Source organism: Kribbella sp. NBC_00482 (assembly GCF_036013725.1).
In the GTDB taxonomy this organism is placed as follows: Bacteria; Actinomycetota; Actinomycetes; order Propionibacteriales; family Kribbellaceae; genus Kribbella.
Genome location: NZ_CP107881.1, coordinates 4,479,562 through 4,501,184 on the forward strand (window position 1 = coordinate 4,479,562; position 21,623 = coordinate 4,501,184).

Here is a 21,623-nt window from a genome sequence, read left to right on the forward strand (position 1 = left end):
GCTGGGGATGACTAGCTAGTAGCCGGCGATCTCGGGCCAGTGGAGTTCGACCCCGGCCTGTCTCAACCGGCCCTGGAGGCGTTCGACGAGGGTGTCGTCGGTCGCGATCTGCTGCGGGCTCAGGCCGCTCTCGAGGCAGAACGCCACGAGTTCGCCGGCCGATTCGCCGATGTTCCACTCGACCGGATGCAGCCGGTAGGCGCCGTTGGTGATGTGGGTGGTGCCGATGTTCTTGGCGGCCGGGACCAGGTTGTGGGTGGCCACCGGAACCAGCGCGCCGAGCGGGATCTCGAACGGTGCGCACTCGACGTCGATGTAGTTGTCGCCGCCGGTGGAGGGGTGCAGGTCGATCCGGTACATCCCGACTCCGACCGAGGCGTCGAACCGGGCCGGACCGTCGTACCCGCGGGCCTTGATCGAGATGTCCTGCTCGCGGACGGTGGTGAGCGCCTTGATCCGGCGCGATTCCCGGATGTACGGCGCCTGCGCGAAGCCGTCCGTGGTGCCGACAAGATCGCCGCGGAGCCGCAGACCGGGCCAGCCGCGACCGCCGTCCGGACGTGGCGCCTCGGTCTGCAGCCAGTACACGTACGCACGGGACTGCGCCTTGGCGGCCAGTAGATGTACGGCGCGGTCGTCGGTGTCGATGATCGAGCCGCTGACGTAGTCGAGCTGCGGCCAGTTGGCGAGCACGATGTCGCTGTCGTAGAAGCCGTCGGCGAAGTTCTGCCGAGCCGCGATCCGGCGGAACTGCCACAGGTCGTTGTCGCCTGCGTCGAACCGCGGGTCCCCGGTGACGTCAGCCGCCGGGTTGACGTTCATGGTCCGCTCTTCCGGCGCCAGCGTCCGCGGGTTCGGGGCGACGAAGGACAGCATCGGCGCGCCCCAGAACGGCAGCTCGAACGAACGCCAGAAGTCGTAGTCGTCAGGCCGCGCGATCGTGTGGTCTCCGGCGACGTGGTCGAACACGAAGCACCAGGCGATCGACTGCACGTTGGCCGGATCCGCGACCTCGGCGGCGCTCGGCTCACCGGTGTCGGATCGCGCTTCGGCGCCGACGACGTACTCCGTGCCGGTCAGCGGCAGCAGGTCGCCGGTCTCGGTCCCGTCCAGGACGAACTCGGCGGAGATCACGGTCTCGGCACCGGTCGTCAGATCCGCGACAGTGACCGTGCGGACCACGCCGTCGGTCACCTCGGCCGCGATCGGCACACACGGTTGCAGAACGGTCAGCCTGCCGGTCGATCGGTACGGCGCGAGCAGTTCGGTGATGACCGCGTCGGCCACACGAGGCTCGTGGCACAGGCGGCTGACCCGGCCACGTCCCGGATTCAGCTCGCGATCAACGCGGGCGGCATCGGACAGCGGGTAGTGGTCGCGGTAGTAGCGGCGGATGCCTTCGCGGAGTGCGCGGTACCGGGCGGTGACGCCGAACTGCTCGACCCAGATGTGCTCGTCGGGCGGCACCGCCTGCGAGGTCAGCTGGCCACCGAGCCAGGCGTACTCCTCGGTCATCACCACGCGTCGGCCGCGTTGCAGCAACGCGAGCGCGGCGGCGACGGAGCCGAGCCCGCCGCCGATGATCGCGACCTCGGTGGAAATCACGATTCTGTCCGTACGACGATGGTGGCGCCCGGCTCGACCTCGGAGTCGAGGTGCCGCCGGGTCTCGAGGTCGGCCCACTCGTGCGGCTCGGTCGCGATCAGCAACTGGAGCAGGTCGAGCGCCTCGGCCGCGAGTTGTTCCCTCGGGACATGGAAGCCCGCGAGCGGCCGGCCCTCGATCCGATGTCCGCGGACCTCGCCGAGCGCCGCGACCGAGATCTCGTCCGGTACGGCGACGCCCGCGGCCGTCAGCGCGTGCACGACATCCTCGATCAGGAACGCGTCCTCGGCGATGATCACGGTCGCGCCGGTGGCCTGCGCCAGCCGGGGCAGGTCGGAGATCCGCTCCTCACCGACGAGCAGGAACGCGAGCCGGCCGTCCGCGGAGGCGGCCTCGACGGCACCGCGACGGTCCCGGGCCGCGGGCGTGTCCCGGCCGCGATGCACGTAGAGCGCCTGCTGGTGCCCGGCAGCCGCGGCCTGGTCGATCAGTGCCGTGGTCGGCGTGACGTAGTCGATGGCGACGTACGGCACCGCGGCGGCGGTCTCGTCCCGGCGGCCGATGGCGACGAACGGGAACTGCTCCGCGACCAGTCGCTCCAGCTCGGACGCGACCATCTGCTGGCCGAGCAGCACGCAGCCGTCGGTCAGCCGCAGCCGGGTCTTGCGGTGGAACAGGCTCCGGGTGCCGTCCTCGACCGGTGACGAGGTGAAGAACAGCAGGTCCCAGCCGATCCGCTCGGCGGCGCGCTCGATCCCGTTCAGCAACGGCCCGTAGAAGTCCATGCTCTCGGGGGACAGCGCGGCCTCGTAGGTGAAGACGCCGATGATCTGGTTGTCCAGGCCGGCCAGGCGGCGGGCCGCCGGGTCCGCGACGTACGTCAGTTGCTCGATGGCCTTCTTGACCCGCGCCCGGGTCGCGTCGGGGATCCGCACGCCTGAGCCGTCGCGGTCGTTCAGCACCACCGACACGGTCGTCTGGCTGACGCCGGCGAGCTCGGCGATCTCGCGCTGGGTGACCCGGCGAGGTTTCGGTGCCATCGTTCCTCCGTCTTGATAATGCCTATCTTCAGCAAGCTGCGGCGACCATAGCCCAGTCGAAGTCGTTAGCGCAATGACCTCTTGACGCCAGAGTTCCGGGCTGGGAATGTTCCGTCCAGCGAATCTGAAGATGCGCATTATCAGAAGGAGTAGTCGATGACCTCCACCCTCAGCCGTCGCAGTCTGCTCGGCGCGGCGCTCGCGGCCGGTGTCGTACTGGTCGCCGAAGCAACCCCGATCAGCGCGTTCGCCGCGGCCGGTGACGTGACCCTGACGGCCGGCGGCATCAGCCTGCTGGCCAGCCCCGGCGGCCGGCTCGCGATCCGTGACGCTGGTGGCGTCACGCGGTCGGCCGGGTCGAAGTTCCAGGTCAAGGACAGCGTCGCCGGTGTCCTGACCTCCACCGGCGGCACCCCGACGCTCAGCGCGCTCGCGGACGGTACGCCGGCGATCCGGATGGACTACACCTTCGACGCCGCCGCCGGCTCGACGGCGGTCACCGGCTGGTTCAGTGTCAGTACGTCGCACGCCCGGCTGGAATGGCGGATCACCGGGCCGGCGACGCTGCTCCCGGACGGGTTCCTGTTCAGCCGCGCGATCCAGGCGCCGACGGCACCGGACGACTACATCGCGATCACCGAGTGGGTCCGCGACGCGGGCGGCGGCATCCCGTACGAGGACACCGTCGGGGTCGCGCACACGTCGACGTGGAGCTCGAGCTTGCACGGGCTGTTCCTGCTGGACAGCTCCCGGCAGGCGTGGACGAACGCGACCTGGGTGCACTCACCGGGTGTGGTGGATCCGGCGGGCGGCTGGACCAGCCGGGCCGACTTCTTCTTCTCCGAGACCCGCCCGTCGGCCACTGCCACCATCGGGCGCGGCCGTGAGCTCGGGATCGAGCTCACCACCAACAGCGACTTCAACCTGTACGAGACTCCCGGTGCGCCGATGGCACTCACCGCGCTGGTGGCCAACGGCGGTGCGGCCAAGTCGGTCGAGCTCGAGCTGTGGATGCGCAGCTTCGACGGCGTACTCCTGGCCTCGACGACTGTGACGGGAAGTGTCGCGGCGGCCGGCACCTGGCAACACACCTTCAACCTGACCGCGCCGGCCGGTGGGATCGCGTTGGCCGAAGTAGTGGTCCGATCCGGCGACGACGAGGCGTTCGCGCGGACCAATTTCGCCGTACTTCCGGCGTTCGACTATCAGGCCGGTGCGGACAGCATGTTCGGGATCGCCAACTACCCGTGGCTCCAGCGGCCGAGCGCTGACGCCGTACTCGATCTGTGGCAGCGGGCCGGCATCAGCGTGGTCCGGATCGCGTACGACGGCGGGCCCGGGTTGCCTCCGTCCGCGTTCGACGCGCGCGGGATGCGGCACAACATCGAACTGCAGCCGTCGTTGACAGTGACCGACACGGAAGCGGCCGCCTGGGCCGCGGACAAGCTGGCGGTGGCGGCCGGTGCCGGTGCGGGGTACTTCGAGGTGGGCAACGAACTGAACCGCCCGTTCAACACCGGGGATGCCGCGCAGGCGTATCTGGACAAGGTGATGCAGCCGGTGTTCGACCGCCGAGCTGTCACCGGCGACACCGTGAAGCTGATGAACAACGGGCTGGCCGGGATGGACAAACCGTGGGTGGAGAACTTCATCGCCGGCGGCGGCTGGGATCTGATCGACGCCTTCGCCTACCACCCGGGCCGCGGCAACTTCACGCCCGACTACATCCCGCCGGGCGACGACTGGGACACAGGTGCCGTGGGCACCTACTGGAACTTCTACGGCGGGCTGAAGCAGCTCAAGGCGTTGATGGCCGTGCACGGTGAGAAAGAGATCTTGCTGACGGAGGCATACGCGCCGACCAAGCCCAACAGTTGGTGGCACGACACCTATCGCCATGCTGCGGAGAACGTCCTGTTGAGCTTGGCGCTGGCCAAGGCCGAGGGCATCAAGTGCGTCTGCTGGTACCAGTTCCACGACAGTGTGCTCGGGATGCCGCAGATCGCTGATCCGGACAACGTCGAGTACCACTACGGTCTGATGAACCGCGATCTGAGCCCGAAGCCGTCGCTGCTCGCCTACGCGACGGCGGCCCGAGTGCTCGACCAGGCGGTCTTCCGCGGGCAGTTGACGTTTGCGGATCCGCTGACGTCCGGCTTGTGGTTCGACACCCCGGACGGGCCGGCGGTCGTGCTGTGGAACCGGGCCGACGGCTACATCCTCAACACGGCGGGCCAGCGCGCCGATTGGCATTTCCCGGCACCGGAGGTCTGGGTCGACCCCTGGCCGACCAAGACACCGCTGACGGTCGCCGCGAGTTCCGCCGTACGAGAGCTGGATGCGATCGGGCAAGCCCGAACGTTGCCCGTCACCAACGGCAAGGCGACGCTGACCCTCGACGGCGCACCCCGCATCTACTACGGCCTGATCCCGCACACGAGCGGCACCGGAACCCACACCCTGGCCGGCTGCCGCCCCGGCCGCCGCTACCGCAAATGACCCCGAGCCACGGGTGGCGTGTGCCGACAGTTATCGTTTGAGCGCGCATTGTCATCGATTATGGGTCGGCATCTTCCGCCGGAGCGGGCCCTTGGGGGTTTGCTCATGAAGAAGGCCGTTCTGGCTGTCGTCACCGCTGCGGCCTTGGGTGCTGCGGCGCTGGTTCCGTCGGGTCCCGCTGTGCAGGCAGCTACTGACGCGGCTGCCGCCAGCGCGCCGCGTGGGTTCGGGTCCGCGCTGTCGTCGGTGCAGCAGCCGGCGTGGCAGACGAACGCGAGTGTGAACGCGCTCGCGGAAGCGGGGAACCTGGTGTTCGCGGGCGGCCTGTTCACTCGGGTCCGGCCGCCGGGGAAGGCCCGCGGGGTCGGTGACGTGGCGCGGAAGTACTTCGTGGTGCTCGACCGGACCACCGGCGTACCGACGCGGTTCGCGCCGCAGGTCAACGGGCCGGTGTGGAGCGTCGCGACCTCTCCGGACGGCCGGCGGGTCGTGATCGGCGGCGACTTCACCGTCGTCGACGGGGCGCCGCGGTCGCGCTTGGCGATGTTCGATGTTGCCAGCGGCAAACTGGTGGCCGGCTGGGACCCGGTGGTGAACTACCGGGTCGCGGCGCTGAAGGTCTCCAGCGACACCGTCTACCTCGGCGGCTCGTTCGAATCGGTGGACAGGGTCGCCCGCAGCCGGGTGGCCGCGGTCAGCCTGAACAGCGGTGCGCTGCTGGCGTGGAGTCCGAACGCGAACGACGACGTACATGCGATCGAGCTGTCGACGGACGGTAAGCGGGCGTTCGTCGGCGGCGGCTTCACCCGGATCGGTGGGCGCGACGTGCACGCGCTCGCGATGGTGAACGCTGCCACCGGCGCTGCGCTCTCGATGCCCGCCGCGGCCGCGATCCCGCCGAAGTCCGAGAAGTGCGACAGCCGGGTCAAGGACCTCGAAGTCCAAGGAAACAAGGTCTTCGCGTCGAACGCCGGTACGCTCAGCATGGCGTGTTACGACGGGGTTCTGGCCGCGGACGCGACGACCGGCAAGCTGCTCTGGCAGAGCAAGTGCCGGGGTGCGACCGAGGCGATCAAGGCGATCGGGAACTGGCTGTACAAGGGTTCGCACGCCCACGACTGCAGCGCCGACGGAGCGTTCCCGGACAAGACCGGGATGCACCACTTCCTCGTCTACAGCGCGATCACCGGGAAGCTCGGTCCGTGGTTCCCGAACGCGACCGCAGGTGGCACGACCCTCGTCGGTCCACTCGCGTTCGCGTCCGGTGGCAACGACCTCTGGGCGGGCGGTGACTTCACCAAGGTGAACGGCGTACCGCAGGAAGGGCTGACGCGGTTCACGAACACGCCGGGTGGTGCGGCGCCGGCGCGACCGGCTGCGCCCAAGGTCGCCAGCGCGCGGGTGAACAAGGTGACGATCGCCTTCCCGACCGTGCTCGACCGCGACAACCTCACCCTCACCTACCTGCTGTACCGCGGCAGCACCCGGATCGGCGCCTGGTCGCGGACGTCGAACTCCTGGACGAAGCCGACCGTCACCTCGGTCACCGACTCACGCCTGACCAGCGGTCAGAAGTTGTCGTACCACCTCGAGGTCAGCGACGGCCGCAACGTCCAGAAGAGTCCGTCAGTCTCCGTCCGCGTTCGCTGACCTCAGCAGCGGGTGCCGCGGGGCGGTACGGCGAGATCGGCCAGGTAGGCGTCGATCTTGGCGCGGGCGCAGTCGTTGGACAGATACAGCGTGTGTCCCGGGCCGTCGTGGTAGATCGAGCCGCTGCCCCGTACCTGGTCGATGACCCGGGTCGCGGAGTCGTACTCGCTCCAGTTGCCCGCCATCAGCAGCGGCGGCAGGCCCTTCGGCAACGCGGCGGGTTGGTTGCGGACGGGCACCGGCCATCCGACGCAGTTCAGCATCGGTAGCAGGATGGTGCCGGCCGCCCCGGTGTACGGCGCAGCAGCCTCCATGCGCCGTACCTGCTGCTGGAGTTGGCGTTGACTGGTCGGATGCGGCCAGTCCGTGCACTCGACGACGCCTGGTGACGGCGCCGACGGGAACGGCGCGTTCGGCGGCGCCGGCACGAAACCGGACGCGTCACCGGTCGCCGCAGCCTTCCTGAGCGCGTCCAGGAGCGTCGGGTACGACGCTTCACCGAGCCGCGCGAGCCGCAGCCCGGTCCAGCGGATCTCGTTGCCGTCGTACGTCGTACTCCCGGCCGGCAGCGGATTGCGCTGCGCCCGCGCCACCACCTGCTGCCATAGCAGAGCGCAGTTCTCTTGCCCACGGCACCAGTCGAAGAAGCGGGTCATGAAGGTCTGCACGTCACGCGCGAGCCGGGTCAGTTCGCGGTCCCAGTTGTCGGTGCTGTGGTTCCAGGTGCCGTCGAGAACCAGCGATCGGACCCGCTGCGGGAAGAGCCCGGCGTACGCCTGCCCGATGAAGCCGCCGTACGACGCTCCGTAGAAGTTCACCTTCGACTCGCCGAGCGCGCGCCGGATGGCCTCCAGGTCACGTGCGTGGCTCGCCGAGTCCATCGCCGCGAACAGCTGCGGATCCTTCGCCTGGCACTTCTCCGCGATCGCCCGGTTGGCGACGGCGAGTGCGTCGAACTCGGCCTGGTTGCGCGGCACCCGCGGCTGCCGCGCTCCGGTCCACTCGCACGGGAGATTGGTGCTCAGACCGGGTGCGTTCGGGCCGCCGCGGAGGTCCCACGTGACGATGTCCATCTTCTGCCGCAGCCCGGCGAAGGCCGCCGCGCCGCCGTACGAGCGCATCAGATCGATGCTGATGCCGACCGGTCCACCGAGGTTGACCAGGACGGATCCTTGGGCTTTCGGGGCGGTCGAGGGCAATCGTCCGAGAGCCAGGGTGATCTTGCGGCCGTCGGGACGGTTCCAGTCGACCGGGACCTGCAACGTCGCGCACTCGATGCCGACGTCGCCTGGCCCGCCGGGACACTCGCCCCAATCGAGGGATGACGTTGCTTGGGCTGGTGGGGTGATGATGGCGTTGAGCGCCAGCAGGGCGCCGGCCGCCAGGGCAAGTGGTTTCAGCATGCCGGACACGCTTTCGCGGATCCCCAGGCCACACATCGGACCACGGTCCGACGGACTGCGGTCCGAGGCGGTGATCCGTCGGCTCGGCTAGGTTCAACGTGTGCCAGAGGAGTTCGGGTTGAGCCGGCGTCAGTTGATCGTCGCGGACTGCGTCGTCGCGGCTGGGTACGCCGTCCTCCTCCTGCTCACCTCGTCCACCGGGCCCGGGCTCGTCGCGATCGGACTCGCGGTGCCGATCGCGGTACGGCGGATCTGGCCGGTCCCCGCCCTCGCCGTGGTGTCCGTGATCTCCGTGGTCGCGTTCGTAGTGGACGCCCTCCGCGATCCGCTGCTCGCCGCCGCCTACGTCCTGTACGTCGTCGCCCTCACCCGGTCCTCGAACCGCCCGCTGTCCAGCCGCCGCCTGATCGGCCTGGCCGGCGCCGTCGGCTTCGTCGTACTCCTCCTCGCCATGGTGGCCGGCGCACCGGCCGGGGAGTCCGGCGCATCGCCCGAGGAGTCTCGCGCCGCGCTCGTGCTCACCGGGATCGCCGCGTTGTACGGCGCCTGGGTGCTGGGACAGGTCGTCCGGGACCGACGGGCTGCGGCCGCGCGCGCGGCGCAGGTGCTGGCCGAGCAGGCGGTGGCCGCGGAACGGTTGCGGATCGCCCGCGAACTGCACGACATCGTTGCCCACAGCATGGGACTGATCGCGGTCAAGGCCGGCGTCGCGAACCACGTGCTGCAGGTACGTCCCGAGGAGGTGTCCGACGCGTTGTCGGTGATCGAGTCCACGAGCCGCGACGCCCTGGTCGAACTCCGGCACATGCTCGGCCTGTTACGGCCGTCCGACGAGCCGGCAGAGCTCGCACCACCAGCAGGCCTCGCGGCGCTGCCAGATCTGGTGAGCCGGGTCGAGTCGACCGGCGTCCAGGTCGAGCTGCAGGTCGACGTACCGGGGCCACTGCCGGAGGCCGTCGGACTCACCGTCCACCGGATCGTCCAGGAGTGCCTGACCAACGTCACCAAACACGCCCGCGCCGCCCGCTGCAGGATCGCGATCACCGGCGCCGCCAACGCCGTACAGCTCGAGGTTTCCGACGATGGCGCAGGTGGTGCGGTGGTGGAAGGACATGGGCTGATCGGGATCCGGGAGCGCGTGAGTGTGTACGGCGGTTCGTACCGTGCCGGACCGCGTGCGGGCGGCGGCTTCGAGGTCGTCGTACGGCTGCCGTATGAGTGAGATTCGGGTGCTGGTCGCCGACGACCAGGCGTTGCTGCGCGGCAGTTTCCGCGTTCTGATCGACACCACGCCCGGGCTGACGACGGTCGGCGAGGCCGCGGACGGGCTCGAGGCGGTCGAGTTCGCGCGCCGCGACCGGCCGGACGTCGTACTCATGGACGTCCGGATGCCCAGGCTGGACGGAATCGAGGCGACCCGGCGGATCTGCTCCGCGCCGGAGACAGCCGGGACCAAGGTGCTGATCCTGACGATGTTCGACCTCGACGACGCCGTGTACGCCGGTCTGCGGGCCGGGGCGAGCGGGTTCCTGCTGAAGGATGTCCCGCCCGTGGAGTTGCTGCAGGCAATCAACGTCGTCGCCGCCGGCGAGGGACTGCTGGCGCCCTCGATCACGCGCCGGCTGATCGCCGAGTTCGCCCGGCTGGCCGAGCCGGGGCAGGCGCCGCTGACGGGTCTCGACGGCGTGACCGAGCGCGAACGGGAGGTGCTGTCGCTGATCGCGCGCGGCCTGTCGAACGACGAGATCTGCGACCACCTGCACGTCGGCCGCGGCACCGTGAAGACCCATATCGGGCACCTGCTCGCCAAGCTGCACGCCCGCGACCGGGCCCAGCTGGTGATCGCCGCGTACGAGTCCGGCCTGGTGCAGCCGCGCCGGCGCTGACCGGCAAATTGAGTGGTTCAGTACGTGGGGCACGAACTAGGCTGATCGCAGAGTCGACAGTCCACGAGGAGTTGGGGATGCCCGGTCAACCGGGCACGCGCTGAACGCATCCGTCATCGCGTGCCGCTTGCAGAGTGTTCGCGCCGATTCCGGCGTGCGTGAGTGGCGCAGCTCCTCCTTGCCCGGGGCTGTGATCCCTGGGTCGACTCCTGGGACAACTCTGTGTCGCTGTGGAAGCATCGTGACTTCCGGTGGCTCTGGCTCGGCCAGAGCGCCTCGCAATTCGCAAGCTTTGCCGGTCAGGTGACCCTGCCGCTGGTCGCGGTCACCTCGCTCGGCGCCGGTGCCGCCCAACTCGGCGTACTCCGCGCCGTGCAAGGACTTCCCATCCTGCTGTTCTCACTGGCGGTTGGCGTCCTGGTCGACCGACTGCGGTCCAGGACCGTACTGGTCGCCGCCGATCTCGGACGCGCCGTCGTCCTCGCCTCCGTACCGCTCGGGATGGGCCTCGGCCTGCCGTTCCTGTACGTCGTGGGCTTCACCGTCGGCCTGTTCACCGTCTGCTTCGACGTCGCGTACATGGCCTCGTTGCCGCAGCTCGTCGAACAGAATCAACTTGCCCAGGGCAACAGTATGCTCGAGACCACCCGCTCGGCCGCGCAGATCTGTGGGCCCGCGTTCGGCGGTGGACTCGTGTCGCTCCTGGGTGCGCCGATCGCGGTGGTCGCCGGCGCGGTGCTCTACGCGTGCTCCAGCCTGTCCGTCAGCCGTATCCGGAGCCGGCGGAGTACGCCGGTCGCGCAGAGCGGCGTACTGCGACAGATCGGTGAAGGGCTGCGCGTCGTCGTACGGGATGCTTCGTTGCGGGCGATCGCCGCTGCGACCTGCGTGTACCAGTTCTCGTTCACCGCGCTGACTACCGTCTACCTGCTCTTCCTGACGCGCACGCTCGACCTGCCCGGCGCGGTCGTCGGGCTGGTGATGGCGTCGTTCGGTCCGGGAGTACTGGTCGGTTCGCTGCTGTCCGCGTGGCTGCCGAGGCGGTTCGGCTACGGGCGCGTGGTGGTGTTCGCGGCGCTCATCTCGGACCTCGTCATGCTGATCACTTCCACCCTCCACGGTCCCGGTCCGGTCACGGTCGCAGCGCTGATCGCGATCAACATCCTGTACGGCGCCTTGAGCCAATCCGTCGACGTGGCCGTCGTCGCGATCCGCCAGCTCGTCACGCCGCTGGCGGTCCAGGGGCGGGTGGTCGCGACGATCAACTTCCTCGGTTTGGGACTGACCCCACTCGGCGCACTGCTCGGCGGAGCGGCTGCCGGTGTGTTCGGCGTACGGACCGCGTTGCTGGTCGCGACCGCGGGGCTCTTCCTGTCGCCGTTGTGTTTGACGCGCCTCGCCCGCAGTCTCGCCGGTCGTGTCTAGAAGTGCGGCAGGATTGCGGCGAGGGCGATCAGCAGGCAGATGGCGCCGTTGATGTACGGGTGGCCGGCCAGGATCGCGACGAACTCGCGGATCGTTGCCGTCGGCCAATAGTACGCCGCTGTCGGGGAACCGACCACCTGGCCGTTGACCTTCGCCTTGCGGGCCGTGAGAGCGGCGCGGAACGCGTGGAAGTTGTTCGTGACAATCAGGCAGCGGTACTGCGGTCGCAGCTCGACCATCAGGTCCCGGCTGAACGTCAGGTTCTCCCAGGTGGTCGTCGACCTGTCCTCGCGGATGATCTGGTCGTCGGGCACGCCGTGTTCGACCAGGTACACCGCCATCGCGTGCGACTCGGGCAGATCCTCACCCGGGCCCTGACCGCCGGACGTCACGAGTCGCGGCGAGCGGCCCTTGCGGAGCGCGCGCTCGTACACCTGTTGGGCACGGTCGAGGCGACTGGCCAGCAGCGGCGTGACCCGCGAGCCCATCAGGCCGGAGCCGAGAACGACGACGAAGTCCACCTTCCGCGACGAACGGACCCGGCTGTAGAAGAACGCGTACACCAGGAAACAGAGGAACAGGAACGAGATGTAGGTCAGGACACCGAGCAGCACCGACCGTACGGCGGCCAGCGGCTCCCAGCCGATCTTCTGCACCAGCACGCTGAAGATCACGAAGCCGATGATCCCGAGGCCGACCAGCAGCGACAGCAGGTTCGACAGCCGGCGGCGCTCCCGGCGCAGCATCGTGACGCCGTTGATCACCAGGAACACGGCGAGCACCGCGATCGTCAGCGGGATCGCGACCAGGACCGCGACCACCAGCACCTTGGCGGCGGTCTGGCTGACGGCCTCGACCGCGAAGATCAGCCCGAGTCCGGCGAACATCAGCGTCAGGACCAGGAAGATCCCGTTCTTGAACAGCCGCCGGTCGCGCAGGAAGCTGACGCCGAAGACGAGGAACCAGAACCCGGCGATACCGAAACAGATGGCCATCGGGCGCCATCAAACCACGCTCCGTCCCCGAGATGGGGGAGATCAGGTCGAGTCGCGGCGGATCAGAGTGGTGGGCAGCATCACCGCGGCGGGTTGCTCGCCGTTGATGACGTCGCCGAGGAGGCGGACCATCTCGGAGCTGATGCGTTCGAAGGGCTGACGCATGGTGGTCAGGGCCGGTGTGAGCGTCGCCGCGAGGTAGGAGTCGTCGAAACCGCCGACCGCCACGTCGTCCGGCACCCGGCGGCCCTGCGCGGCGAGCGTGGCCAGCGCACCGGCCGCCATCAGGTCGGACGCGACGAACACCGCGTCGAGGTCCGGCCGGCGCTCGAGCAGCTCCGCCATCGCCCGCTGGCCGCCCAGCCGGGAATAGTCGCCATGGGCAACGAGTTGGTCGTCGTACCCGGCGCCGAGCTCGTCGCGGTAGCCCTGCAGCCGCAGCACCCCGCCTGGTGTGTCGAGCGGGCCGGTGATGGTCGCGATGGTTCGCCGGCCGCCGTCGCGCAGGTGCCGGACCATCTCGCGGGCGCCGGTCACGTCGTCGGCGGCGACGTACCCGATCTTGCCCTCGTGCCCGAGCGGCAGACCGCAGGCGACGGTCGGGATGCCTTCGCGCAGCAGCGAGCCGACGACCGGGTTCCCCGCGTGCGACGAGATCAGCAGGACGCCGTCCACATGGCCGGCGGTGACGTAGTCGGTGACGCGGCGACGCTCCTCGGCGGTTCCCGCGACCAGCAACAGCAGCGGCATGTCGCGTTTGGCCAGCGCGTCGGCAGCACCGCGGAGCAGGACCGAGAAGTTCGGGTCCTCGAACAACAGTTGGTGCGGCTCGGTGAGCAGGAACGCCACCGAGTTCGCCCGGCCGGTGACCAGGCTGCGCGCGTGCCGGTTGGCGGCGTACCCGGTGGACTTGATCGCGGCCTGGACCGCGGTCAGCGCCTCGGGAGAGACCCAGTGGCCGCCGTTCAGCACCCTGGACACCGTGCCGCGGGAGACCCCGGCGATGGCGGCAACGTCCTTGATGGTGGGTCGCCTGCGGCCGCCGTTCTGCTCCACAGACCGGGAGTTTAGCCCCACCTCAACTCTTCACCGCGCCCGCCGCGAGATCGACTCTCCAGTAGCGCTGCAGGGTGAGGAACAGTGCGAGCAGCGGAATGATCGAGAGTAGCGAGCCGGTCACCACCGACGTGTAGAGGCTGGGCTGCGACGCGCCCTGGTTGAGCAGCCCGGACAACCCGACCGTGAGCGGGAACAGGTGGTCGTCGCCGAGCATGATGTACGGCAGCAGGAAGTTGTTCCAGATCGCCACGAACTGGAACAGGAACACCGTCACCAGACCGGGCGCCATCAGCGGCGTCGCGATCGACCGGAAGATCAGGAAGTCGCCGGCGCCGTCCGTGCGGGCTGCCTCGACCAGGTCGTCCGGTACCGCCGCGGCCGCGTAGATCCGGGCCAGGTAGATGCCGTACGGACTGATGATGCTCGGCAGCAGCACGGCCCAGTAGGTGTTGGTCAGCCCGAGTTTCGCGAGCAGCAGGTACTGCGGAATTGCCAGCACGACCCCTGGCACCAGGACCCCGGCCAGCAGCACGTTGAACGTCGCCTGTTTGCCGACGAACGAGTACTTCGCCAGTCCGTACCCGGCCGCGGCCGACACCGCCGTCGACAGCAGTCCGCCGATTCCGGCGTACAGGGCCGTGTTGGCCATCCAGCGCCAGAACAGCCCGCCCCGGTAGGCGGTCAGATCGGCGATGTTGCCGAACAGGTGCGTCGACGGGCTGAAGGTGAACGTGGAGAACAGCTCTGCGCCGCTCTTCGACGAGGCGATCAGCACCCACGCCACCGGCAGCAGGCAGTACACCGCGCCGATCAGCAGCAGCGCGGTCGCCATCGGGCTGTGGCCGCTTGCTCGCCGTACGTCGGTCTGCGTTGCCGGCTCTGTGCGCTCGGGAGTGATGGTCGTCATCGGTTCTCCTGACTGAACGCGCGGTTCTGTACCAGTCGCAGGAAGCCGAAGGACAGGACGAACGTCGCCACGGCGAGGATCACCGAGGTCGCCGCCGCGGAGTAGATGTCGTCGCGGGTGAACGCGTCCCGGTAGACCTTCATCAACGGGGTCCACGTGCTCGAGATCGTGTTCGTCAGCGGTCTCAGGGTGACCGGCTCGGCGAACACCTGCAGGGTCGCGATGATCGAGAAGACGAACGTCATGATCAGCGACGGCATGACCACCGGAATCTTGATCCGCCAGGCGATCGCGAACTGGCCGCAGCCGTCCAGCTCGGCGGCCTCGTAGATCTCGGTCGGAATCGCCTTCAGCGCGGTGAAGATCACCACCATGTTGAAGCCGACCCCGCCCCAGACGGCGATGTTCGCGACCGCGAAGATCACCGACCCGGACGACAGCACGTCGGGCAGGTCCCAGCCGAGCCGGTCGGCGACGTGATGGAACGGACTCACCGACGGCAGGTACAGGAATCCCCAGAGCAACGACGAGATGACGGCGGGTACGGCGTACGGCAGGAAGATCGCCAGCCGGGAGAACCTCCGGACCCGTGCCCGCGGGGAGTCCAGCAGCAACGCGAACAGCAGCGCGAGCCCGAGCATGATCGGGACGACGATCACGCCGTACGCCGCCACTCGAAGCACGCTGCCGGCGAAGTCCGGGTCGCTCAGCGCCTTGGAGTAGTTGGACAAGCCCGCCCAGACCTGCTCGCGCGATCCCTTGCCGAGCCCGAGCCCGCGCACCTTGACGGTGCGCAGGCTCAGGTAGACGGCGTACCCGATCGGCAGCGCGAGGAACGCGACGAACAGCACCATCGCCGGCGCGAGAAAGGCGTACGGCGCCAGCGAGCGCCGGTGACTCCTGCTCACTTGACCGAGAATCCCGAGCTCTTGAGGTTCTCCAGCGTCGTGGTCTGCATCTTCTTCACTGCGGCCGTGAAGCCGGCCTTGGACTTCGCCTGGGCGGCCTTGCCGAACTCGTCGGTGTAGGAGGAGTACGCGACGTTGACGTTGGGACCGAAGGTGAAGCTGCGGGCGGTCTTCGCGATCTCGGCCGCCTTCGGGTAGAAGTCCGCCTGGGTGGAGAAGAACGCGGGCGGTGCCGACAACGCCGCGGCCTGGCCGGGCTGGTCGGACGGATAGACCCCGCTCACCTTGGCGAGTGCGGAGACCGCCTCGGGTGACGTGTTGAGCCAGGAGACGAATTTGGCCGCCTCGGCCGGGTGCTTGGACTGCGAGGTCACCGAGGTCGCGGATCCGCCCCAGTTGCCGGTGGCGGGCTGGTCGGGTGTCCACTGCGGCATCGGAGCCATCGCCCACTTGCCCTTGGTCGCGGCCGCGTTGCCCTCGAGGACGCCCGGCGCCCAGATCGCCGACAGCCAGCCGACCTGGGTTCCGTTGTTGAGGGCGGCGTTCCACTCCGGGGTGTACATCGGCTTGTTGTCGATCACGCCGTCGGCGACCAGGCCGCCCCAGTAGTCCGCGACCTTCTGCGTCGGCTCGTCGTCGATCGAGACCGACCACGAGTCGCCGTCGATGCTCCACCAGGACGCACCGGCCTGCTGCGCCAGCCCGGCGAACCAGCCCGGGTCGTTGGCCGAGAAGGTGCCGAGGAACTTCTTCGGGTCGGCCGCGTGCAGCTTCTTCGCGGCCGCGGCGTACTCGTCCCAACTGGTCGGCACCTGCAGCCCGTACTGCTTGAAGACGTCCGTGCGGTAGTAGAACATCATCGGCCCGGAGTCCTGCGGGACGCCGTACACCGCGTCGGTGCCGAGCGTGACGGACTTCCACACGGTGTCCGGGAAGTGGCCCGCGATCCCGGAGTCGAGGTTCTTCGAGATGTCGGCGAGCGCGTCGGCCGACACCAGCGTCGGGATCTTCTGGTACTCCGCCTGCATCAGGTCGGGCGCGCCGCTGCCGGCCTTGATCGCGGTGAGCAGCTTGGTCACCGCCGGATCGCCGCCGTCCTGCTTGTTCACCGTCACCTGGATCTCCGGGTGGGCGGCGTTCCAGGTCGCGACGACCTTGTCCATGTTCGGGGCCCAGGTCCAGAACGTGAGCTTGACGTTCTCCTGCTTCGTCGTCCGAGCGGCCGGTTGCTCCGGGTCGTTGCCCGAGCAGCCCGCCAGCAGCAGCGTCGCGGCGGCCGCGAGGGCCGCCAGCCTCAGACCTGTGAGTGGTCGCATCGCCTTCTCCTCTTTCAGCGGATCGCAGCCACCTGGGCGGCTGTGCACGTTCACAGTGATGTTCTGATCCAGCTCTTGTCAACAGCTCGTTTCGTCCTGTTTCCTTGCTGTTGCACCGAGCCGAGCGGCTGTGTGCGTGCACAGATTGTGAGTATTCATGGGATGGCTTCCGGAAGTGTCGGCGATCGGCTACGGCGGTGACTACAACCCCGAGCAGTGGCCCGAGGAGACCTGGCCGGACGACATCGAGCTGATGCGGCAGGCGGGCGTCAACCTGGTCAGCATCGGCGTCTTCTCCTGGGCGCTGATCGAGCCGCGGCCGGGTGAGTACGACTTCGGCTGGATGGACCGGCTGTTCGAACTGCTGCACGACGCGGGCATCCGGATCAGCCTCGGTACGCCGACCGCCTCGCCGCCGGCGTGGTTCTTCCACCAGCACCCCGAGGCGCGCGTCGTCACCCGGGACGGCACGGTCCTCGGGTTCGGCTCCCGAGGAATGGTCAGCCCGAGCTCAGCGGCGTACCGGGAAGCCAGTACGTCGATCGCTCGCGTGCTGGCCCGGCGCTACGGCAAGCACCCGGCGCTGGCGATCTGGCATGTGCACAACGAGTACGGCGCTCCCGTGTCCGAGTGCTATTCCGAGGAGAGCACGCGCGCGTTCCGCCTGTGGTTGCGAGATCGCTACGGTTCGCTGGACGCGCTCAACGAGGCCTGGGGTACAACGTTCTGGGGCCAGCGGTACGGCGACTGGGACCATGTGTCCGCACCGGCCGTGGCGGCCAGTGTGGTGAATCCGGCCCAACGGCTGGACTTCGCCCGGTTCACGTCGGACGCGTTGCTGCAGTGCTTCGTCGCCGAACGTGACGCGATCCGGGCCGAGTGCCCGGACATCCCGATCACGACGAACTTCATGGCCGGCACCTGTCCGTCCGTGGACCTGTGGAAGTGGGCCGACGAGGTCGACATCGTTGCCAACGACCACTATCTGGTCGCCGCCGATCCGCGCAGTCACGTCGGGCTGGCGCTGTCGGCCGACCTGACCCGGTCGATCGCCCGCGGACGCCCGTGGATCCTGATGGAGCACTCGCCGTCCGGCGTGAACTGGCAACCTCGCAACCTCGCGAAGCGATCCGGCGAACTGGCGCGCAACGCGCTGACCCATCTGGGCCGGGGCGCTGACGCGGTGATGTTCTTCCAGTGGAAGGCGTCCCGGTCCGGTGCGGAGAAGTTCCACTCGGCGATGCTTCCGCACGCCGGCACCGGCAGTCGCGTGTGGCAGGAGGTCTGCGCGCTCGGCGAGGGACTCGGCCGGCTGGACGAGGTGCTCGGGTCGGAGGTGCGTGCGGACGTCGCCGTGCTGTGGGACTGGGAGTCGTTCTGGGCCCAGGACCTGGAATGGCGTCCGAGCGAGGACCTGTCCCACCGGGAGCGCGTCGACGCGTTCTACGACCGGCTCTGGCGGGACGGGCTGACAGTCGACTTCGCCCATCCGGAGTCGGACCTGTCGGCGTACCGGCTCGTCGTCGCACCGGCGTCGTACCTGCTCACGGAAGTTGCTGCGAGCAACCTTCGGCGGTACGTCGAGAACGGCGGAACGCTGGTGGTGTCGTACTTCTCCGCGATCGTGGATGCGAACGACGCCGTACATCCGGGTGGCTACGTGGCGCCGTTGCGGGATGTGCTCGGGCTGACGGTCGAGGAGTTTCTGCCACTGCGCGCGGGCGAGACAGTTCGGCTGACTCCGACCGGTGTTGTCGGAGATGTTTGGGCGGACGACGTGGCCCTTGAAGGTGCTGAAGTCATCGCTGCCTTCGAAGACGGTCCGGGCGCGGGGAAGCCGGCGATCACCAGGCACGAGCTCGGTGCCGGTGCGGCGTGGTACGTCGCGACGCGGCTCGGCGTGGACGAGCTGTCCGTCGTACTGCGGAAGGCGTACGAGGACGCGGCCATCGAGCCGGCCGACGGGCCGGCCGAGGTCGAGATCATCCGGCGGCACGGGGAGAACGCCGACTATCTGATCGCCGTGAATCACGGCAACCGGCCGGTGGACCTGCCGGCCGGCGGGACGGATCTGTTGACCGGGGAAGCGGGTGACTCGCTGAAGCTGGAAGCCGGCGGTGCCCGCGTCGTCCGGGTCGACCACTCTCCAGGAGGTCGCTGATGCGAGAAATCACCCGAAGAACAGCACTAGGTGGCGCGGCCGTTGTCGCACTCGGTGGTGCCGGTGCTCTGCCCGCCCGAGCCGCGACGGTCCGGCAGACGGTGGTGCTACCGGGGCGTGGCTGGTGGACGGTGAGTGTCTGGGCCAAGTCCGGCGGTGCGCTCAACGCCGGGACGTTGTCCGTCCGCGGCGTATCGACCGTAGTTGCGCAGACCCTGCAGGACGACAAGTGGGTCCGGTCCGCGGTGTCCGTGTACGCCGATCGACGTCAGCAGTGCACGGTCGACCTGATCACGGCCGAGGGCGCCTGGGCAACGTTCGGCGAGGTCGGCGTCACTCGCGGGCGGGTCGAGCGGACGATCCGTGGCGGGGATCTGTCCGGCCTGGCGAAGAACGAGGCGTTCGGCGCCCGGTACGCCGACGCACACGGCCGGCGCGGCGACGCGGTCCGGATCCTGGCCGGGGCCGGGATGAACCTCGGCCGGCTGAAGGTGTGGGTCGATCCGGCCGACGGCTTCAACGACAAGGCTCAGGTGGTCGCCATGGGGAAGCGGATCAAGGCGGCCGGGATGAAGCTGCTGGTCGACTTCCACTACTCCGACCGCTGGACGGACCCAGGAGCACAGGGCATTCCGCATGCCTGGCAGGCGATGACCCCGGCACAGCTCGCGGACGCGGTGCACGCCCACACGCTGGACGTACTCCGGGCGCTGAAGGTGGCCGGTGCAACTGCGGACTACGTACAGGTCGGGAACGAGATCAACCCCGGCATGCTCTGGCCGTGGGGACAGACGTGGGACGTCGACCCGTCCGACGACGTCGTCGGCGCCCAGTGGGACAACCTCGCGGCGTTCCTCACCGCCGGCGCGCGGGCGGTCAAGGAAGTCAGCCGGTCGACCAAGGTGCTGCTCCACCTCACCAACATCAACAACGGGATCGACAGCCTGACCTGGTGGTTCGACGAGGTCGTCGCGCGGAACGTGCCGTTCGACCTGATCGGTCTGTCGTACTACGGCTACTGGCACGGCAGCCTGGCCGATCTGCAGGCGGCGGTGACCACGTTGTCCGCCCGGTACGACCGCGACGTGCTGGTCGTCGAGACGGCGTACCCGTTCACTTTGGCGGACGATGCGCCCGCCTTCGCGAACATCATCAACCAGGCGAGTCAGCTGGTGCCCGGCTACCCGGCGACGCCGGCCGGACAGGCGGCGGCGTTCCGGGCAGTGCAGAACGCGGTCGCCTCGGCCGAGGGCGGCCGGGGGATCGGAACGGTCTACTGGGAGCCGGCCTGGACCTCCGTCGCCGGCGCCGGTTGGGACCCTGCTGATCCGTCGTCGGGCAACGCCTGGGAGAACCAGGCGCTCTTCGACTTCGACGGCAAGCTGCTGCCCGCAGCGCGAAACTTTTCGCTGCTCTCCAAGGGATAAGACTCCCCGCTGCCAGTCCGGAGGTGATGTGCGAGAGTCGGGGCCATGACGCAGCTGACCAACTGGGCCGGAAACATCAGCTTCGCGAGTGCGCTGCAGCGGCCGCGGTCGATCGGCGAGCTGCAGGATCTCGTGAGCCGGTCGGAGAAGGTGCGGGTGCTCGGGACGGGGCACTCGTTCAACCGGATCGCTGACAGCAACGGCGTGTTGGTCAGCGTGCAGGATCTACCTCGCGTCATCGAGGTCGGGGAGCGCGGGGTGACGGTGTCCGCCGGGCTCCGGTACGGCGAGATCACGGCGGCTCTGCAGTCCCAGGGGCTCGCGTTGCACAACCTCGGGTCGCTGCCGCACATCTCGGTGGCCGGCGCGTGCTCGACCGGGACGCACGGTTCTGGAGACACCAACGGGCCGCTGGCGGACGCGGTCAGCGCGATCACGTTCGTGGACGCTTCCGGCGAGCTCGTTACGTTGACCCGGGACGACAAGGACTTCGCCGGGTCGGTCATCGCGCTCGGTGCGCTCGGGGTGGCCGTGAGCCTGACGCTCGACGTACAGCCGTCGTACCAGATCAGCCAGGTGGTGTACGACGGGCTGCCGGTGGAGCGGCTCGGGACGGACCTCGACGCGGTGATGGGGAGCGCGTACAGCGTGAGCGCGTTCACCGACTGGGTGGACCCGGACGTGATGGTGTGGCGCAAGCGGCGGGAGCTGACGACGCCCGATCCCGAGTGGCTGGGCGCGACGCTCGCCGACGGGCCGCGGCACCCGATCAAGGTGATGCCGGCCGGCTACGCGACCCAGCAGGGCGGGGTCGAGGGGCCGTGGAACGAGCGGCTGCCGCACTTCCGGCTCGAGTTCACGCCGAGCAACGGCGACGAGCTGCAGTCGGAGTACTTCGTACCGCGTGAGCGGGCCGCCGAGGCGTTCGACGTACTGCGGGCCTTGGGCAACCGGTTCGCGCCGGTGATCCAGGTGTCGGAGGTCCGGACGATCGCCGCCGACGACCTGTGGCTGAGCCCGAGCCAGGGCCGCGACACGGTCGCCCTGCACTTCACCTGGGTCCAGGACGAGACCGTCGTCCGCCCGGTCGTCGCAGCGCTCGAGGACGGACTGGCGTCACTGGACGCGCGACCCCACTGGGGCAAGGTCTTCGAGGCGGACGCCGCCACGCTCGCGGAGCGCTACCCGAAGGTGAAGGACTTCATCGCGCTCGCGGCGAAGTACGACCCCAACGGCAAGTTCCGCAACGAGTACCTGGACCGGTATCTGCCTCTCAGCACACAGGGGTAGGGGAGAGCAAAGAGAAACCTGACGGCAACCGGGTTGGTCTTCGGGGGCAACA

General features: G+C 68.9%; 16 protein-coding genes. 8 read left to right on the forward strand and 8 right to left on the reverse strand.

The window, feature by feature from the left end; all coding sequences use genetic code 11:
* Positions 1-15: 15 nt before the first annotated feature.
* Together OHB24_RS22010 and OHB24_RS22015 are read right to left on the reverse strand one after the other, a co-directional pair.
* Positions 16-1,605, reverse strand: coding sequence for an FAD-dependent oxidoreductase (locus OHB24_RS22010; RefSeq protein WP_327640973.1), 1,590 nt, complete (start codon positions 1,603-1,605; stop codon positions 16-18).
* Positions 1,602-2,645, reverse strand: coding sequence for a LacI family DNA-binding transcriptional regulator (locus OHB24_RS22015; protein ID WP_327640974.1), 1,044 nt, complete (start codon positions 2,643-2,645; stop codon positions 1,602-1,604). Before OHB24_RS22015 ends, OHB24_RS22010 begins: the two co-directional genes overlap by 4 nt.
* Before the next feature lie 156 nt (positions 2,646-2,801).
* Between OHB24_RS22015 and OHB24_RS22020 the strand changes: the two genes are divergently transcribed.
* Together OHB24_RS22020 and OHB24_RS22025 are read left to right on the forward strand one after the other, a co-directional pair.
* Positions 2,802-5,144 (forward strand): hypothetical protein, encoded by a 2,343-nt coding sequence (locus OHB24_RS22020; RefSeq protein ID WP_327640975.1) that lies wholly within the window; start codon positions 2,802-2,804, stop codon positions 5,142-5,144.
* Between the two features lie 105 nt (positions 5,145-5,249).
* Positions 5,250-6,794, forward strand: coding sequence for a fibronectin type III domain-containing protein (locus tag OHB24_RS22025; protein WP_327640976.1), 1,545 nt, complete (start codon positions 5,250-5,252; stop codon positions 6,792-6,794).
* 2 nt (positions 6,795-6,796) lie between these two features.
* On the opposite strand, the gene OHB24_RS22030 is transcribed toward OHB24_RS22025, so the two are convergent.
* The gene (locus OHB24_RS22030; protein ID WP_327640977.1) at positions 6,797-8,197 is read right to left on the reverse strand and encodes an alpha/beta fold hydrolase; all 1,401 of its coding nucleotides are present in this window, start codon (positions 8,195-8,197) and stop codon (positions 6,797-6,799) included.
* Positions 8,198-8,297: 100 nt separating this feature from the next.
* Between OHB24_RS22030 and OHB24_RS22035 the strand changes: the two genes are divergently transcribed.
* The 3 genes from OHB24_RS22035 to OHB24_RS22045 all read left to right on the forward strand — a co-directional run bounded on the left by OHB24_RS22035 (position 8,298) and on the right by OHB24_RS22045 (position 11,508).
* The gene (locus tag OHB24_RS22035; protein WP_327640978.1) at positions 8,298-9,419 is read left to right on the forward strand and encodes a histidine kinase; all 1,122 of its coding nucleotides are present in this window, start codon (positions 8,298-8,300) and stop codon (positions 9,417-9,419) included.
* Positions 9,412-10,083: a response regulator transcription factor gene (locus OHB24_RS22040; protein WP_327640979.1), complete on the forward strand. Its 672-nt coding sequence runs from the start codon at positions 9,412-9,414 to the stop codon at positions 10,081-10,083. The genes OHB24_RS22035 and OHB24_RS22040 overlap by 8 nt, the downstream gene beginning before the upstream one ends.
* A gap of 222 nt (positions 10,084-10,305) precedes the next feature.
* A complete protein-coding gene (locus OHB24_RS22045) occupies positions 10,306-11,508 on the forward strand; it encodes an MFS transporter (protein ID WP_327640980.1) in 1,203 nt (400 codons plus the stop codon).
* Here the strand turns inward: OHB24_RS22045 and OHB24_RS22050 are convergent.
* From OHB24_RS22050 to OHB24_RS22070, 5 genes are read right to left on the reverse strand one after another with little or no spacing between them, the layout of a single operon-like run.
* Complete coding sequence (locus OHB24_RS22050) at positions 11,505-12,503, reverse strand: YdcF family protein (RefSeq protein WP_327640981.1); 999 nt, start codon at positions 12,501-12,503, stop codon at positions 11,505-11,507. The two genes, OHB24_RS22045 and OHB24_RS22050, sit on opposite strands and share 4 nt — an antisense overlap.
* A gap of 42 nt (positions 12,504-12,545) precedes the next feature.
* On the reverse strand, positions 12,546-13,559 hold the full coding sequence (locus tag OHB24_RS22055; RefSeq protein WP_327640982.1) for a LacI family DNA-binding transcriptional regulator: 1,014 nt from the start codon (positions 13,557-13,559) through the stop codon (positions 12,546-12,548).
* Between the two features lie 22 nt (positions 13,560-13,581).
* On the reverse strand, positions 13,582-14,469 hold the full coding sequence (locus OHB24_RS22060; protein ID WP_327640983.1) for a carbohydrate ABC transporter permease: 888 nt from the start codon (positions 14,467-14,469) through the stop codon (positions 13,582-13,584).
* Positions 14,466-15,377 (reverse strand): carbohydrate ABC transporter permease, encoded by a 912-nt coding sequence (locus OHB24_RS22065; protein ID WP_327640984.1) that lies wholly within the window; start codon positions 15,375-15,377, stop codon positions 14,466-14,468. The genes OHB24_RS22060 and OHB24_RS22065 overlap by 4 nt, the downstream gene beginning before the upstream one ends.
* Positions 15,374-16,693: an ABC transporter substrate-binding protein gene (locus OHB24_RS22070; protein ID WP_327640985.1), complete on the reverse strand. Its 1,320-nt coding sequence runs from the start codon at positions 16,691-16,693 to the stop codon at positions 15,374-15,376. The genes OHB24_RS22065 and OHB24_RS22070 overlap by 4 nt, the downstream gene beginning before the upstream one ends.
* A 157-nt stretch (positions 16,694-16,850) precedes the next feature.
* Here OHB24_RS22070 and OHB24_RS22075 point away from each other — a divergent pair, with 157 nt between their 5' ends.
* The 3 genes from OHB24_RS22075 to OHB24_RS22085 are packed head-to-tail and all read left to right on the forward strand — an operon-like array spanning position 16,851 to position 21,571.
* Positions 16,851-18,854 (forward strand): beta-galactosidase, encoded by a 2,004-nt coding sequence (locus tag OHB24_RS22075; RefSeq protein WP_327640986.1) that lies wholly within the window; start codon positions 16,851-16,853, stop codon positions 18,852-18,854.
* Positions 18,854-20,281, forward strand: a complete 1,428-nt coding sequence (locus tag OHB24_RS22080; RefSeq protein WP_327640987.1) for a glycoside hydrolase family 53 protein — start codon at positions 18,854-18,856, stop codon at positions 20,279-20,281. Before OHB24_RS22075 ends, OHB24_RS22080 begins: the two co-directional genes overlap by 1 nt.
* A 45-nt stretch (positions 20,282-20,326) precedes the next feature.
* Entirely contained in the window at positions 20,327-21,571 is a 1,245-nt protein-coding gene (locus OHB24_RS22085; RefSeq protein ID WP_327640988.1) for a D-arabinono-1,4-lactone oxidase, read from the forward strand.
* Positions 21,572-21,623 lie beyond the last annotated feature (52 nt).